The organism is Shewanella basaltis, from assembly GCF_023283885.1.
Lineage (GTDB): Bacteria > Pseudomonadota > Gammaproteobacteria > Enterobacterales > Shewanellaceae > Shewanella > Shewanella basaltis.
The window spans coordinates 69,543-86,029 of sequence record NZ_JAKILA010000003.1; the positions used below are offsets into that span (position 1 = coordinate 69,543).

Genomic DNA, 16,487 nt, shown 5'->3' on the forward strand with positions numbered 1-16,487 from the left:
GATAAAAAGTGCTGTTGCTCGATTTTCTATCAGTAAAGGCTGTTTAACTGTGGGGTGTTAGGTCAAAAACCAATGTAATATAGTGTGTCAATTTACTTGGTTTAATAAGGCTGGTTTATGGTTTTAAGCCCACAATTAGTTATTTTCGATTGCGACGGTGTTGTTATCGACAGTGAAGTGATTAGTGCAAATGTGTTGATCGACAAGCTAGCACTGCTAGGCGCAGACATTGATATGGCATTTGTTCAGCAACATTTTTTAGGTTGCCAATTTGCCACCGTAGCAGAGAAGATTAAGCATTTATTGTCGATTTCGTTGCCTGATGATTTTGAACACCAATACCGAGAGCAACTTTTAATCGCATTTGAGCATGACTTAACCGTGACACAAGGGGTTAAGGATGTGTTAGCAAGGCTGGATGTTCCTTGTTGTATTGCAACAAGCAGTAGTTTAGCGCGAACAACTAAAGCCTTGTCTGTGGTGGGGCTAACTGATGTATTTGCTGGGCGTGTTTTTACTGCTAGCGATGTTAAGCACGGCAAACCTGCACCGGATTTATTTTTACATGCAGCAAACTGCATGGGGGTGGCTCCCGAGCATTGTTTAGTCATTGAAGACAGTTTTTTTGGCGTGTCGGCTGCTGTGGCTGCAAAAATGCCGGTGATTCATTATGTTGGTGGTGGGCATATTAGTGCGCAAGCACATCCTGTAGCAACAGCCTACCCACAAGTTCCAGTGTTAACTCACTGGAATATTTTTGCACATTTAGTGCCAAACATAATGCGTTAAGACTGAATAAAAGGGACTATCATGGACAACAAATCAAATTCGGAATTGGCGCGTTTAGAAGATGCAGCAAGAGCTGCTTGGCTTTATTATGTCGCGAAAAATACCCAAGATGAAATTGCACAAAAATTAGAAGTATCTAGGCAATCTGCACAGCGCTTAGTCGCGTTAGCTGTGAGTGAAGGATTAATAAAAGTTCGTTTAGAGCATCCAATCACTAAGTGTATGGAGCTAGGCGAGCAATTGAAAAGCACATTTTCTTTACTAGAATGTGAAATTGTCCCGAGCGATCCTATTGATAATGCTTCTGTGCATGGTTTAGCACAAACTAGCGCTGCGGTTTTAGAGCGTTATTTAAAATCTGAGCAACCAAAAACATTGGCATTTGGTACTGGCAGGGCACTGAAAGCATGCATTGATGAATTACCTTCTATGCAGTGTCCGCAACACAAAATTGTCTCGTTATTAGGTAACATGATGTCAGACGGTTCAGCGTCTGCATTTGATATTGTCGTTAGCATGTCTAATAGGGTACAGGCTAAACATTACCCAATGCCATTGCCTGTAATTGCTAATTCGGTTGAAGAGAAAAACTTATTACATGAGTTAACGCCGGTAAAAAGCATTTTGTCTTTAGTTGAACAAGCAGACGCCACTTTTGTTGGTATAGGTCAAATGAGTGGGCAGTCGCCGCTAATGCTTGATGGCTTTATCAATCAAATGCAATTGAATGAATTAGTTAATGATAGTGCTGCAGGTGAGATTATTAGCTGGGTATATGATCAGCAAGGTAGATTATTAGATCATCCAATAAATCAGTTGGTAATGAGTTCACCTTTAAAAATTAATGCGAGCAAACCCGTTTATGGTATTGCAGCAGGCAACAGCAAGGTAGATGCCATTTTAGGTGCATTGCGAGGTGGATTAATTAATTCGTTGATTACCAATGAATACACAGCTGAGCAAATACTCCTTAGAGTGAATAAATCTATTTAATAAGCAAGTTATAGTGAAACACTAAAGTGGTGAGTTAAAGTAAAGCGTTAAAAAAGCGGTAATACAGACAAAAATAGCGTTAATCAAATTGATAGTGTGGCTCTGCCATAATAATAAAAGAAAATGGGGTTATTATTTCAAATTGTAGAAATAATAAATAGATAAAAAGTAAGGTATTAATTTTATCATCGTTTCTGGTGAGGGATTAATTCACCTTAATATTAGTAGGAATATAAAAATAATGACGACAAGTCACCAGGATCCTTCATTTCATCAAATGAATGAGGAGCAACTTCCTGTAGCAAAAAATAAGCTACACGGATGGAAACATTTTGCTGGTTTATATGCCGGGGAGCATGTGGCCGCAACAGAATTTGTTATTGGTGCGACCTTTGTGGCTTTAGGTGCATCAACTATTGATATTCTTCTGGGATTACTCATTGGTAACTTGTTAGCCATGTGTTCTTGGTGGTTACTCACAGCACCTATAGCCGTAGAAACACGTTTAAGTTTATACAACTACTTAAATAAAATTGCTGGCGACTCAATGACTAAGCTCTATAACTGGGCTAATGTGATTATTTTCTCAGTGATTTCAGCCGCCATGATCACTGTGTCATCAACTGCAGTACGTTTTCTTTTTGATATTCCTGCCCAATTAAATTGGTACCCTAGTAGCCTGTGGTTTGTGATGATTGTGCTAGCTGTTGGCTCGATTGTTGTTTTGGTTGCCATGTATGGGTTTTCAACCGTTGCTGATTTTTCTAAATTGTGTGCCCCTTGGTTGTTTGTGATATTTATTGCGGGCTCGTTTAGCTTATTTCCTGAGTTGTCAAACCATGTTATTGGCTCAACTACGCTAAACAGTTGGCAAGACTTTATGACCATTGGTGACAGTTCTATTTGGACTGGCGTTAATGATAAAGGCGAAAAGGGTATTGGTTTATTAGAAGTTATTGGCTTTGCTTGGGCAGCCAACTCTATAACGCACTTTGGTTTAATTGACATGGCTATTTTCCGTTTTGCTAAACGTAAAAGCTATGGACTGTTTTCTGGTGTAGGCATGTTTTTTGGCCATTATCTAGCTTGGATTTCAGCTGGTATTATGGGCGCAGGTACAGCTGTATTATTGAAAACCACGATTACACAACTTGATCCAGGTGATGTTGCATTTCATGCATTAGGTTTTTCTGGTTTTGTTATCATTATCATTGCAGGTTGGACTACTGCTAACGCTAACCTTTACCGTGCAGGTTTAGCGGCACAGTCTATTTTTGTTAATCAATCGCGTGAACGCACTACCGCAATTGTGGGTTTAGTGACTGTGGTTGTTGCATGTTTTCCGTTTGTATTTACTCAAATGTTACCGTTATTAACTTATGCCGGTTTATTAGTGGTTCCTGTTGGTGGTATCGTTTTTGCTGAGCATGTGTTATTTCCAAAAATTGGTTTAACTCGTTATTGGGCGAAGTATCAAAACTTATCAAAAAGTACCCCTGCCATTGCCACCTGGGCGTTAGCATTGATATTTGGTTTTGGGTTAAATAGCCTAGATGTCATTTCGTTCTATTATTTATTTATTCCTACTTGGATATTTACCATTGTTGTTTATACCGTATTAGCTAAAAAGTATGGTGCTGATTTAGATTATTCTGACGCTATTTTAGCGGATGAAAAAGAGCAGCAACAAATTACACAATACCAAGATGCTATGGCGCAAGATGATAAAGAGGAAGTACAAGATAAGAGTAAAATAACCCTGTTATTGAATGTATTTGCTTTTGTCTCTTTAGTGATTATTGCGTTATTGGCTGTCAATGTGATGTTTTATAGTCCAACAATGGATACTTACGCAGAAAACAAATCCTTATTTGAATCAGTTTGTTTTGCCTGCACAGTGATTTACTTTAGCTGTTCATACTTTGCATTAAAACGTCATAAAAAATTAAATTCATAAAGAGTATTTAGTGTCTTACGCCTATTTAATAGGCGTAAGTTAGACCTGTTATTGATATTGCAAATATTAACCCATTTTATTTTACGAGGCATGAGTATGCAGCACGCTCAACAAACAAACGTTAAACTTAACACGCTAAGTCAGCAAACATTATCGACTTTACCTGCCGATGTTGATGTACCTAAATATGATCGTAGTAAATTAACCGCTGGAATCGTGCATATTGGTGTGGGTGGGTTTCACCGTGCTCACCAAGCAATGTATATTAATGAATTGCTAAAAAAACCAGGCTCTGAGTCATGGGCTATTTGCGGTGTTGGTTTATTAGAAGCGAACCGCAGTTTACGTGATGTTTTGGTCAAGCAAGATTATTTATATACCTTAACTGTGCGTCATCCAAATGGCAAAATTGAACATCAAGTGATGGGTTCAATGATTGACTTTTTGTTTGCGCCAGAAAATAAACAGCAGGTCATTGATAAGTTAGTTAATCCACAAACTAAAATTGTGTCATTAACTATCACAGAAGGGGGTTATAACTTTAATCCAGCAACGGGTGAGTTTGATTTTACAAATCCTGATATTGTCCATGATATGGCTCATCTAGATGACCCTATCACCGCATTTGGCTATATCACAGCGGCGTTATTGCAACGTAAAGCTAAAGGAATGAAGCCTTTTACCATTCAGTCTTGTGACAATATTCAACATAACGGCGATATGACTCGTAAAATGTTGCTCGCTTTTGTCAGTAAAATTGATGCTGAACTTGGCCAGTGGATAGAGTCAAGTGTGGCGTTTCCTAATGCGATGGTTGACCGTATTACACCTGTAACAACCAAAGCTGATATTGAATATGTAGCATCTGCTTATAATGTACAAGATGAGTGGCCAATTACCTGTGAAGCCTTCACTCAATGGGTTATAGAGGATAATTTCAGTGATGGTCGTCCTGCATTAGATTCTGTTGGCGCGCAATTTGTCACAGATGTGACCCCCTTTGAGAAAATGAAAATTCGTTTGCTCAATGCTGGTCACTCAGTACTTGGATTACTGGGTTCAATTCATGGTTATGCCACCATTGATGAGTCGGTAACCGATCCACTGTTTGCTGCATATTTACGTAAGTTTATGGACGATGAGGTTACGCCGTTAATTGAGCAGTTACCGGGTATTGACTTAGAACAGTACAAAGACACCTTGATTGAGCGATTTGCTAACCCAAATATTAAAGACAGTTTGGCGCGTATTTGTTTAGAAAGTTCAGCAAAATTACCTAAATTTATTATTGCATCAATTAATGAAAATATTGCCTTAAACCATGATACGTCATTAGCGTGTTTAGTCATCGCAGCCTGGTGTTTATACAGCGACAAGCGAGTGGATCAACAGGGTAACCAACTTGATATCAACGATCAAATGGCAGCTCAATTACATGATTATGCAAGTAAAACTGAGCAAGACGCACTTTCGTTTTTACAGTTAACTGATTTGTTTGGTGATTTAAATAACCAAGCAAGTTTCTGTAAAGATTATCGCCAAGCTATTGCTTCGCTCTATGCTCCTGGCAGCGACATTAAATCGATTATGCAAGCTAGATTACAAGCAAAAGGGTAAACCTTATGAATAGCATCTTAATTAATCAGAAAGCCAAAGCTGATATTAATGTCAGCTGCTTTGGTGAAGTGTTGTGGGATTGTTTTCCTGATGGCAAGCGAGTGGGTGGGGCGCCACTGAATGTGTGTGTCAGGCTTAATGCTTTAGGGATTAAAGGGTCAATGATCAGCGCAGTAGGTGATGATCAACTCGGTCATGAATTACTGGCATTTATTGATGAACGCGGGGTTAATCGTGATTGTATCGCCATTGATCCGGTTAAAAGCACCAGTACCGTACAAGTGACATTAGACAAAAATGGCTCAGCATCTTACGACATCGTTGCGGATACTGCCTGGGATAATATTGCCTTAACAGACAAGGTGATTGACCAGGTTAAACATGCGGATGTGTTTGTGTTTGGCAGTTTAATTGGCCGAAGCCCAGTGTCTTTTGCCACGTTAACCGCTTTAGTCGAGTGTGCTAATTTTAGCGTGTTTGATGTTAACCTTCGTGCGCCGCATTATGATGTTGACAGCATAGTTAAGTTGATGAATAAAGCTGACTTTATCAAATTAAATGACGATGAGTTGTACGAAATTGCCAAAGCAATGGGCTCACGTTTTAATTCGTTAGAGCAAAATTTAGACTTTATTGCCGCCCAAACAAAAACGCACTATTTGTGTGTCACTAAAGGCAGCCATGGTGCGTTATTAAGTGTAAATGGCAATAAGTTTTATAACTCAGGTTATCTTGTCGATGTGGTTGATACTGTTGGTGCCGGTGATTCGTTTTTAGGCTCACTCTTGTATCAATTGTGCAGTGACACTAACCCGCAATATGCTATTGATTTTGCCTGTGCTGTTGGTGCTATGGTGGCACAGTCAGCCGGTGCTACGCCGGTACTAACTCTTGAGCAGATCACTGGGTTTATGCAACCCGTTTAAGCCAGGCGTTGCACAAGTTATGGGCGTGATATAAAGCGTTTTTGTGTTATCTAGAAGTGAAGTGTCGTGTGTCGTTTGGGTTAGTTCCCCTTTATTTAACCCGCTAGCGCTTGGGTCTTTACCCAAGCGCTTTTTTCATCTTTAGCCAACGACATTAGTGCTCGTTGTTTATCTCTAAAATACCTGCAGTTTTAGAACCAAATAACTGTTGGTGCAAGCGACCGGCAAATTCATCTGTCATCCCTGAAATATAATCTGCAATAACCCGCATTGCATTGTTACCGTTATGATTTGCCTCAATCCAACGCTCACGCGTATTGACGGGCAGCAAGCGCGCGGGATCTGAGGCGAATGCCTCAAACAATTCCATAATGATTTGTTGCCCTTTGTATTCGAGCATCTGGATCTCTGGTTTGCGGATAACATATTTAAACACCAGCTGTTTGAGTACCTGTAATGTGCTAGCAAAGTCTGGCTGCAACTGGGCGTTGTATTTTAATAAATCGGCTTCAAACTGATGATTGGTTTCAATGCCTATGGCGGTAACAAAACCGTTAACTAATGTGCCGATGGCGTCTTTACGCAAATGATGTTCATGGGAAAACAGTTTTTCGCCAATGCGAGATATTTCAGCTTTTAACCACTCATCATCAATGTGTTGTAACTGATCAACCACATCATGTTGCCATTGGCGCTGGTTGACAATGCCCATAACGATGGCATCTTCTAAATCATGCACTGCATAGGCAATGTCGTCGGCTAATTCCATTATTGAGCAGTCTAATGATTTATAGCGTGTTTTTAGGTGAGGATAGTTAACATTAACCGTGCTTTGCTCGCTGGTAATAAACTGTTGTTTGTCACTATCGCTTAATGCTGATAACACCCAATCACAAATCGATTTATCGTCGTCGAACAAGCCTTTTACCGGAGGCCAATCTGCCGGTTTTAATTGGCGATGATTAGTTATTGCCGGTTTGTGTTGGTCGATAAATAATTGAGAATACACAGCGGGGTATTTCATAATGCCAAGTAAGGTTCGGCGCGTTAAGTTCATGCCCCATGACGGTGTGTAGGGTTCTAATCTTGATAAAATACGGAATGTTTGGCCGTTACCTTCAAATCCACCATGATGGCGCATCATGTAGTTGAGTGCCACTTCGCCGCCATGACCAAAAGGCGGATGGCCAATGTCGTGGGCTAAACAAATTGACTCAATTAAACTCATGGAGTTAAGCAAATATTTAAGTTCGGGATATTTACGGCGTAATTGTGCAGTAATGCCTGTGCCTATTTGCGATACTTCAAGCGAATGAGTTAAGCGAGTACGATAAAAGTCATTCATGCCAACGCCGAGGACTTGGGTTTTGGCTTGCAAGCGTCTAAAGGCGGCTGAATGAAGTATGCGTGCACGATCACGTTGAAATGGGCTGCGGTGATCATTGCGTCGCTGTTTGTCTTCACCTAATAGGCGCTGGTGCCAAATATTGTCTTGCTGCTCTGTTTGATCGGGCATAAATATCCTTACAGCATTTGATTGATTTCATCTAAATTGAGGGTAAAGCTAGGCACAAAACAGTCTCTAAAATACTGTACTGCTGGATTTGGGTTGGTGTCTAACATGTGTTCTAGGCGTTTTTTTGCACTATTAAACTCACTGTTACCCGCTTTTTGCTCTTCTAAACACTTTAAATAGGCGCAGAGTGTATCGGCAGCTTTAACAATGGATTTGTATTGAGGATCTGCTTGTTCACCAATAAATAGGCAGCGATAATCGTCTTTAAATTCGTCTGGCACCATTTCGAGCATGCGCTGCTCGGCAATCGCTTCAATTTTTTTATACTCGGCTTCAATTTCTTTATTGAAATACTTCACCGGAGTGGGCAAGTCGCCGGTTAAAATTTCGCTGGCGTCATGAAATATTGCAATGGTTGCCGCTTGATTTGGGTCTAAATGGGTACCGAACTTTTTATTACTGATAATCACTAAGGCATGTGCAACCATGGCTACTTGTAATGAGTGTTCTTGCACGTTTTCGCGGCGCACGTTGTACATTAATGGCCAACGTTGGATAAGTTTCATTCGGGCTAAATGGGCAAATAGATGACTCATGAGATTCCTTACTGCGCTCAATCAACAATAATCGATATATATTGTCAGCTTACCTGAGCTTAGCAATAAAAAAAAGCGACTGTTTAGTCGCTTATATTAATATGCATTAACCCTTTGCTTACTGGCGATAATCTTCTAAAAAGTCGCCAAATTCACGCAATGCCTTACTCAGATCTTCTTTATGAGGTAAAAACACGACACGTAAGTGATCGGGTTCAGGCCAATTAAACGCAGAGCCTTGTACCAGTAGAATTTTTTTGGTTTTTAATAAATCGAGCACTAGGCGTTCATCATCTCGAATATTAAACTTTTTCATGTCTAATTTAGGGAAGGCATACAGGGCACCTTTCGGTTTTTTACAGCTCACCCCAGGGATTTGATTTAGCAGTTCGTAAACCGCATCGCGCTGTATGGTTAATCTACCGTTAGGAAGGATAAGTTCGTTAATTGACTGGTAGCCACCTAATGCAGTTTGTATTGCGTGTTGGTTAGGCACATTGGCACATAAACGCATTGATGCGAGCATTTCTAGCCCTTCAATATAACTTTTTGCCGCTTTTAAATTACCCGATAACATCATCCAACCGACACGAAAACCCGCAGCACGGTACGCTTTAGATAGGCCATTAAAGGTGACAGTTAAAATGTCGTCAGACAAACGCGCAGCAGGAATGTGTTTTGCTTCGTCGTATAAAATTTTATCGTAAATTTCATCGGCAAATAAAATCAGATCGTGTTGGCGACATAACTCGATAACCTGCAATAGCAATTCTTCGCTGTACACTGCACCCGTTGGGTTATTAGGATTAATTAATACAATGGCACGGGTGCGGTTACTTATTTTACTTTTGATGTCGTTTAAATCAGGAAACCAATCGGCTTCTTCATCACAGCGATAATGCACCGCTTTACCACCGGCAAGGTTTGCTGCAGCGGTCCATAATGGGTAGTCAGGCGAGGGGATGAGCACTTCATCGTCTGTATTTAACAGCCCTTGCATGGCCATAACGATAAGTTCTGATACACCATTACCAATATAGATGTCTTCGATATCTACGCCAAAAATCCCCTGTGCTTGATAATGTTGCACAATGGCTTTGCGTGCTGAGAATAGCCCTTTAGATTCGCAGTATCCTTGCGCACTTGGCAGGTTTAAAATCACATCGCGTACAATTTCTTCAGGGGCTTCAAATCCGAACGGCGCAGGGTTACCGATATTTAACTTTAAAATACGATGACCTTCGTCTTCTAAACGGCGGGCTTCTTTATGCACAGGTCCACGAATGTCGTAGCAAACAGAGTCAAGTTTATTGGATTTGATAATGGGTCTCATACTACTCTCAATAACTAAATACGGCTTAAGTTAGCGAACCATAACGAATTTATTGGCTTTGGGAAAGGGGCAAATGCGTAAAATGAATAATAATATTAGTGTTAAATGCTAAAACGCCGGGTAAATTAGCCTTTGCTTTAGTATTTTATGCTGTTTTGTTGGCTTGTTTTAGTGTGACCATGGTGTTTCATAACAAAAAAGCCAGCACGTAGTGCTGGCTTTTGCTGTGTTAACTAACATTATGATTATTTAAACCATAAGGCTAGCTAATTGGCGCTTAAACGCGCTTTTTGAACTCGCCAGTGCGAGTGTCAATTTCAATCTTGTCGCCCACTTTAACGAAGTCAGCAACAGTAACAGTACCACCACCAGTGATGGTCGCTGGCTTCATGACTTTACCTGAAGTATCGCCACGAGCAGAAGGCTCGGTGTAGATAACTTCACGTACGATGTGAACCGGTAGTTCAACAGAAATGGCTTTGCCGTTGTAGAAAGTCACTTGACACTGATCTTCCATACCATCAACGATGTATGTAGCTGCATCACCTAGGTTGTCAGCTTCAACGTCGTATTGGTTGTATTCTTCATCCATAAATACATACATAGGATCAGCAAAGTAAGAGTAAGTACAATCTAGACGCTCTAAAATGATATCGTCTAACTTGTCTTCACCTTTAAAGGTTTGTTCAGTGCCAGAATCGAGCAATAAGTTTTTTAATTTTAACTTAACGATTGCAGCGTTACGGCCAGAACGAGTTGTTTCAGTTTTCTGAACAACCCATGGGCTGCCATCTAACATGATCACGTTGCCAGGACGGATTTCATGAGCAGTTTTCATTGTACTATTTCCTATATATATGGACTTTTTATATTTACAGAGCAGTATCTTAGCTATTTTTAACGAATTGAACTAGTCGACTCGCAAGATCTGCATCATCTAACGCGTTATTTGGCCAATTAAGCGCATGTTGCTGTAACGGCAAAATAACAGAATTTAATTGTTGCCAGTGGTTAACCACGGCATGTTGATCATCTTGATTGAAGGCCAAATTCAGCTTACACCAAGTGGTCGATATTTCTGCCGCAAGATTATCGCAGTAAATCTTCATAAAAGCTTCTAATTTTACCAGATGATAATCATCTTCTTGCGGATAAATGTGCCAAATAAACGGTTTTGCGGCCCATTGTGCTCGTAAAAATGAATCTTCACCGCGCACAATATTAAAATCACAGCTCCATAGCAAGCGATCAAAGCCAGTTTGGTCTGTCATGGGTAAGATATGCAGAGTCAGATTGCCGAGTTTAACATGTTGACCGGGTATCAAATTGTTTGTTTCACCGGGAATAAAGGGCGCAATGCTGGTTAAACTGCGCCCTTTAGGAATGAGTACATGGATTGCGGTTGTTGAAGTTTGCCACAGCCTGATTAATGCGGTTAAGGCTTCTGTTTCATAACTAAACACGCTAATAACCGTGTCATGGTGATTAATGCCTGTTAAGCCTAGTTGTTTAAATAGCGTCATTTTATTATTGAAGTCGGACTGCCATTGTTCACGCTCTTTAAACAGATGTTGCTCACAAATTAGCCCACCGGTTTTGCGATTAAAACCGGGGAAATAAAACCATTTTTTTACCCCATTAACTTGGGTTGAGGGCAAACCATGGCAACCATCAACCCAATCTTCGGCACTTAAATATTCAAGGTTTAGCCAGTGTGGTGCTAAACTTTTTGACTGCTTATGGCGTTGCTCAATGATCGTTTTTACCTGTTCAGGTAATTCACAGGCAAAGGCTTCAATAATCACGCTACCGGCTTGATACTCTATATCTAAAGGATTATTCCATTGAAATATATTCACGCCATTAAACGTTTGTTGGCGTTTTGTGGCAATTAAGTTGGGTAAAATATGCGAGAAACTGTGGAGATCATCGACCCACAAATTAACTTTAATGTGATATTCAGCTGCCAATTGCTTGGCAAGACGCCAAGTCACGCCTATGTCGCCATAATTGTCGACAACGGTGCAAAAGATGTCCCAGTGCGAAGCGGGTGTAGCGATTTGAGTTGTCGACATAATATTGACTGAGTAGGCATATTAAGTAGTAAAAAAGCGGCTATTGCCGCTTTTTTGTTAGGGGATGACAAAATTAGTCTGCTAATTCTGCTAAACACATTTCTTCGTAAATTTGTTTAACCCAAGCGTCTACACGTTCTTCAGTTAACTCTGGTTGACGGTCTTCATCAATACCTAAACCGACAAAGTGTTTATCGCCTACCATACCTTTAGAAGCTTCAAAGTCGTAACCTTCTGTTGGCCAGTGACCGATAATAATGCCACCACGTGCTTCTACAATGTCACGGACCATGCCCATAGCATCTAAAAAGTATTCTGCGTAGTCTTCTTGGTCGCCACAACCAAAGATAGCAACTAATTTATCCGTGAAATCAATTTGTTCTAGTTCTGGGAAAAAGTCATCCCAATCACATTGAGCTTCGCCGTAATACCAAGTAGGAATACCAAACATAAGCAAATCATATTCTGCGATTTGCTCTTTGGTGCTCTTTGCGATGTCTTTGACATCGACCATGCTTTTACCCAGTTTTTTCTGGATCATTTTGGCTACAGCTTCGGTGTTACCTGTGTCGCTACCGAAAAAAAGACCTACAGTTGCCATTGTCTATCCTTTAAATATCTAGTTCGCGTTGTGCGATGTTCTAAAAACGTCTCAGTTGTCGAGTTGCTGTTGCAGAATAAATTCGATTAACTGGCTACGGCTGATGTTACTGTTCAAAGCTTGTTGGTTCAAGGCATCGTATAAATCTTGTGACACTTTTAACTCTATTCGCTTTAAACCGTTAGCGCGATCACGCTGAATTTGGTTACGCTTATTGATCTTTAATTGCTGTTCCCGAGAAAGTGGGTTACTTCTCGGACGCCCGCGGCGTGTTTCTGTGGCAAAAAGGTCAATAGTCGTTCTATCTGTTGTTTCTTTTGCCATTGTATTTTTAACCGATCCCAGAGCCTTCCCAGGTCATCTGTATAATCCCTTTTGCAATAAACCCGGCACAGCCGAGAAATAGCACTGCCCAAACAATATATCGACCAAATTTAGGCACGTTACCTTGTTTAAGCACATCATGAATAGCCATGCCGATAAAAAAGAATATCGCAGCAAAAAACAGGTTCAAACCTACTGCTTCAATTTGATCCATGTACTGATTTAACATACTTCTACCTTCGCGTTAGTCATGTCTGGCGAAAAGAGGGCGCGAATATATCACATCGTGCCAGAATTGGGTATGTGCAAAAAGGTAAATTATGAAAATTTACCCTTGGTTTTGTTCAATAAACTCAGCCACGATTCGGTTAAATATGTCGGGCTTTTGTGCATGCAGCCAATGTCCTGTGCCATTTATGGTTTTTGCGGTGACACGCGGAAATTGACGCAGGATGTCATCGCGGTGTTCTGCAGTGACATAATTAGATTCGCCACCTCGAATAAACAGTGTTGGCTTGTCAAAATGGACGTCAGCACTGATGGGTAAATCCCAACCAATAATACGGTTGTAACAACGGATCAGACCATTCAGGTTCATTTTCCATTCAAAGCCAGTGTCGGTACGTTGCAGATTTTTTAGTAAAAACTGCGCGGTACCTTCATCGATGCCACTGGTCAGTAAATGTTCCAATGCTGATTTACGGCTGGTGTTTTGGTCAAAGACTAAACTGGTGAGCCCGACAAATACCGTTTGGTGTCGTGGTTCGTAAGATACAGGGGCGATATCTGCCACAACTAAGCTTGTTACTCGAGAAGGATGTAATAACGCCATCGCCATGGCGATTTTTCCGCCCATTGAGTGGCCAACAACATGTGCGCTGCTTAATTGCAATTGATCTAATAATTCAACCATTGCATTTGCTAATGATGGGTAATCCATCATGTCCCAATGTTCACTTAAGCCATGGTTTGGCACATCGACACGGATCACCTGATGGCGCTGTGCTAAGACGCTACCGAGGTTTTTTAAGTTATCAAGGTTGCCAAACAGCCCATGAATGAGCAGCACTGGTTTGCCTTGACCGTGAGAAACATAATGCATATTGCGATAAACTCGTTACAACCATAATTCAATGGGCAGAATTTTGCGGTAATGGGATGTGCAAATCAAGTTTTGCTGCTTTTTGTGGTCAATATTGCTGTAAATTTACCCGCGACAGCATAAATTTTAGTGAATATGTGTCATTAAATGATTTTGCTACTTTATTAGTAGGTTAAGCTTGGCTTACACTGAAGCCATATTTTGATCGCTGCGGGTAATTTTGATCAGCGATCGCATGTTTATCGTTAACGTTTGTAGACGCTAAACCTAAGTGAGAAGAATAAGGATGACTCTGATGAAATACATTGAAATTGATGAAGAACTTTATCGCTATATTGCCAGTAAAACAGAACGTATCGGCGAGAGCGCTTCAGATATTTTACGTCGATTATTACATTTATCAGTAGAAACCGTTGTTGTTGATTTACCAGAGGCATTTAGTGAGCCAAGCTTAGAAACCGAGTCTGTTGCAGTAAGCGAGCCTGAATTACAACGTAGTCAACTGTTTAGTCAGGCTAAGGCGGCAGTTGAAAAAGTGGTCGCTGCACAAGCGCAAACGCATGTCGACACTGATGCAGGTAAACTATCATCAGCCCTTGAGTTTAGTACCATTGTCAATCAACATTTATTGGCCCAGCAAAAAGGCGCGGTAGGGCGTTTTATGTATTTGCTGGCTAATTTACAAGCTATTGCGGGTCATGAATTCAATAAAGTACTTGATATTCAAGGTAAAGGACGTTTGTATTTTGCCCGCTCTAAGCAAGAACTTTTAGCCTCTAGCCAATCATCTAATCCTAAAGAAATTGCAACCAGTGGCTACTGGGTAACCACCAATAACAATACCGCTAAAAAGCAAACCATTTTAACCGAGGTATTGGAGCATTTAGGATGTGATAGCGAGCAAGCTCGCTCTATTGCGGAATATATTTAATTTTACAATATCATTTACTCATAGGAGACCACTTGTGGCTATTCATCAACGCGCAGGACAGCAAGCTTTACAAACGGATTTAGTGAATATTCCTAAATTGATGAGTCATTACTATCGTATTATTCCTAATGTGGAAGACGTACAGCAAAAAGTGACATTTGGTACTTCTGGTCATCGTGGTAGTGCTTTTAATGCAAGCTTTAATCAAAACCATATTTGGGCCATTGCTCAAGCCGTGGTGGATTATCGTCAAGGTGCGGGGATAACTGGGCCTATGATTGTGGGTTTTGACACTCATGCCTTGTCTTATGCAGCATTTATGTCTGTGGTTGAAGTATTGACCGCTAACCAGGTAAAAGTCCTTATCCAAAAAGAGGATGGGTTTACGCCAACGCCTGTGGTGTCGCAAGCCATTGTCCGTGCTAATGCGGCTAAGCCATCGGGTTTAGTCGATGGATTGATCATTACTCCCTCTCACAACCCTCCGCAAGATGGCGGCATTAAGTATAATCCTCCCCATGGTGGCCCAGCAGAAGGTGACATAACAAAAGTCATCGAGGCTAAAGCAAATCAATATCTTGCTGAGCAATTATCTGGCGTTAAAAAGATCAATTATGGCGTGGCGGTAAAGTCTGGTTGGATTGATGAGGTTGATTTTATTGCGCCTTACGTTGAGTCACTTGCCCAAGTGATTGACATGGAAGCCATTAGTAAAGCCAATATTCGTTTAGGTGTTGACCCTTTAGGCGGCTCAGGTATTTATTACTGGGCGCACATTGCCGCACAATATGGTCTTGATATTACCTTGGTAAATGACAAGGTTGACCCAACCTTTGGTTTTATGCCGCTGGATAAAGATGGAAAAATCCGTATGGATTGCTCTTCGCCTTATGCTATGGCTGGTTTGCTGGCACATAGCGAAAGTTACGATCTTTGCGTCGGTAACGACCCTGATTATGACCGTCATGGTATTGTGTGCCCAGGCTTTGGGTTAATGAACCCTAACCATTATTTAGCCGTGGCCATTGATTATTTAATGACACATCGCCCACAGTGGAGTGAGTCGTTAGCCGTGGGTAAAACTTTAGTGTCTAGTGCGATGATTGACCGCGTGTGTCATGCGCTAGGTCGCCAGTGCTTAGAAGTACCAGTGGGCTTTAAATGGTTTGTTGATGGTTTAGCCCAAAGCACGATTGCTTTTGGCGGCGAAGAAAGTGCAGGGGCGGCGTTTTTAAAGCGTGATGGCACTACCTGGTGTACTGACAAAGATGGCTTTATTTTGGCGTTACTGGCAGCTGAGATTTTAGCAGTGACCGGAAAAACACCTGCACAAAGGTACAAAGAGTTAACCGATAAGTTTGGTGAGAGTTTTTATACCCGTATCGACAGCCCAATTAGCCTGAAGAAAAAAGCTAAGTTTGAATCGCTCAATGCCGACAGTTTTACAGAAACAGAGCTTGCTGGAGAAACCATTACGGCGATTTTAAGCCATGCTCCGGGTAACAATGCCGCTATTGGTGGGATTAAAGTCACCACCGAAAACGGTTGGTTTGCGGCGCGCCCATCTGGCACTGAAGCGTTATTTAAAATTTATGCAGAAAGTTTTATCAGTGAGCAGCACCTTGACCAGATTATTGCTCAAGCGCAAACCATGATTGATTCGGCATTAAAAGGTTAGGCTTTATTGGGTTGTGACTCTCAGTAATGTTTAAAGCGAAAATAAAAAA

The 16,487-nt window shown here is 41.0% G+C and carries 16 protein-coding genes; 7 read left to right on the forward strand and 9 right to left on the reverse strand.

Annotated elements, in window-relative coordinates; genetic code table 11:
• Positions 1–117: 117 nt before the first annotated feature.
• The 5 genes from L2703_RS03575 (at position 118) to L2703_RS03595 (ending at position 6,282) form a co-directional block, all read left to right on the forward strand.
• Entirely contained in the window at positions 118–789 is a 672-nt protein-coding gene (locus L2703_RS03575) for an HAD family hydrolase (RefSeq protein WP_248969772.1), read from the forward strand.
• 21 nt (positions 790–810) lie between these two features.
• A complete protein-coding gene (locus tag L2703_RS03580; protein WP_248969773.1) occupies positions 811–1,782 on the forward strand; it encodes a sugar-binding transcriptional regulator in 972 nt (323 codons plus the stop codon).
• A 241-nt stretch (positions 1,783–2,023) separates the two neighbouring features.
• Complete coding sequence (locus L2703_RS03585; protein ID WP_248969774.1) at positions 2,024–3,739, forward strand: purine-cytosine permease family protein; 1,716 nt, start codon at positions 2,024–2,026, stop codon at positions 3,737–3,739.
• 96 nt (positions 3,740–3,835) lie between these two features.
• Positions 3,836–5,356 (forward strand): mannitol dehydrogenase family protein, encoded by a 1,521-nt coding sequence (locus L2703_RS03590; protein ID WP_248969775.1) that lies wholly within the window; start codon positions 3,836–3,838, stop codon positions 5,354–5,356.
• 5 nt (positions 5,357–5,361) lie between these two features.
• Positions 5,362–6,282, forward strand: a complete 921-nt coding sequence (locus L2703_RS03595; protein ID WP_248969776.1) for a carbohydrate kinase family protein — start codon at positions 5,362–5,364, stop codon at positions 6,280–6,282.
• A gap of 154 nt (positions 6,283–6,436) precedes the next feature.
• Here the strand turns inward: L2703_RS03595 and L2703_RS03600 are convergent, their stop codons facing one another.
• The 9 genes from L2703_RS03600 to L2703_RS03640 all read right to left on the reverse strand — a co-directional run bounded on the left by L2703_RS03600 (position 6,437) and on the right by L2703_RS03640 (position 13,829).
• A complete protein-coding gene (locus L2703_RS03600) occupies positions 6,437–7,798 on the reverse strand; it encodes an anti-phage deoxyguanosine triphosphatase (protein WP_248969777.1) in 1,362 nt (453 codons plus the stop codon).
• 8 nt (positions 7,799–7,806) lie between these two features.
• Positions 7,807–8,394: a 5'-deoxynucleotidase gene (gene yfbR, locus L2703_RS03605; RefSeq protein ID WP_248969778.1), complete on the reverse strand. Its 588-nt coding sequence runs from the start codon at positions 8,392–8,394 to the stop codon at positions 7,807–7,809.
• 118 nt (positions 8,395–8,512) lie between these two features.
• The gene (locus L2703_RS03610) at positions 8,513–9,727 is read right to left on the reverse strand and encodes a pyridoxal phosphate-dependent aminotransferase (RefSeq protein WP_248969779.1); all 1,215 of its coding nucleotides are present in this window, start codon (positions 9,725–9,727) and stop codon (positions 8,513–8,515) included.
• 277 nt (positions 9,728–10,004) lie between these two features.
• On the reverse strand, positions 10,005–10,565 hold the full coding sequence (efp, locus tag L2703_RS03615; protein WP_248969780.1) for an elongation factor P: 561 nt from the start codon (positions 10,563–10,565) through the stop codon (positions 10,005–10,007).
• 49 nt (positions 10,566–10,614) lie between these two features.
• Positions 10,615–11,802 carry an elongation factor P maturation arginine rhamnosyltransferase EarP gene (gene earP, locus L2703_RS03620; RefSeq protein ID WP_248969781.1) on the reverse strand — a complete coding sequence of 396 codons (1,188 nt, stop codon included), beginning with the start codon at positions 11,800–11,802 and terminating at the stop codon, positions 10,615–10,617.
• Positions 11,803–11,875: 73 nt separating this feature from the next.
• Positions 11,876–12,403 (reverse strand): flavodoxin FldA, encoded by a 528-nt coding sequence (gene fldA / locus L2703_RS03625; protein WP_248969782.1) that lies wholly within the window; start codon positions 12,401–12,403, stop codon positions 11,876–11,878.
• Between the two features lie 51 nt (positions 12,404–12,454).
• The gene (ybfE, locus tag L2703_RS03630; protein ID WP_188739697.1) at positions 12,455–12,727 is read right to left on the reverse strand and encodes a LexA regulated protein; all 273 of its coding nucleotides are present in this window, start codon (positions 12,725–12,727) and stop codon (positions 12,455–12,457) included.
• 7 nt (positions 12,728–12,734) lie between these two features.
• Positions 12,735–12,956: a DUF2788 domain-containing protein gene (locus L2703_RS03635; protein ID WP_188739696.1), complete on the reverse strand. Its 222-nt coding sequence runs from the start codon at positions 12,954–12,956 to the stop codon at positions 12,735–12,737.
• A 99-nt stretch (positions 12,957–13,055) separates the two neighbouring features.
• On the reverse strand, positions 13,056–13,829 hold the full coding sequence (locus L2703_RS03640) for an alpha/beta fold hydrolase (RefSeq protein ID WP_248969783.1): 774 nt from the start codon (positions 13,827–13,829) through the stop codon (positions 13,056–13,058).
• Positions 13,830–14,124: 295 nt separating this feature from the next.
• On the opposite strand from L2703_RS03640, the gene seqA reads away from it, so the two are divergent.
• Both seqA and pgm read left to right on the forward strand, forming a co-directional pair.
• Positions 14,125–14,760, forward strand: coding sequence for a replication initiation negative regulator SeqA (gene seqA, locus L2703_RS03645; protein ID WP_248969784.1), 636 nt, complete (start codon positions 14,125–14,127; stop codon positions 14,758–14,760).
• Positions 14,761–14,794: 34 nt separating this feature from the next.
• A complete protein-coding gene (gene pgm, locus L2703_RS03650) occupies positions 14,795–16,438 on the forward strand; it encodes a phosphoglucomutase (alpha-D-glucose-1,6-bisphosphate-dependent) (RefSeq protein ID WP_248969785.1) in 1,644 nt (547 codons plus the stop codon).
• Positions 16,439–16,487: the final 49 nt, after the last annotated feature.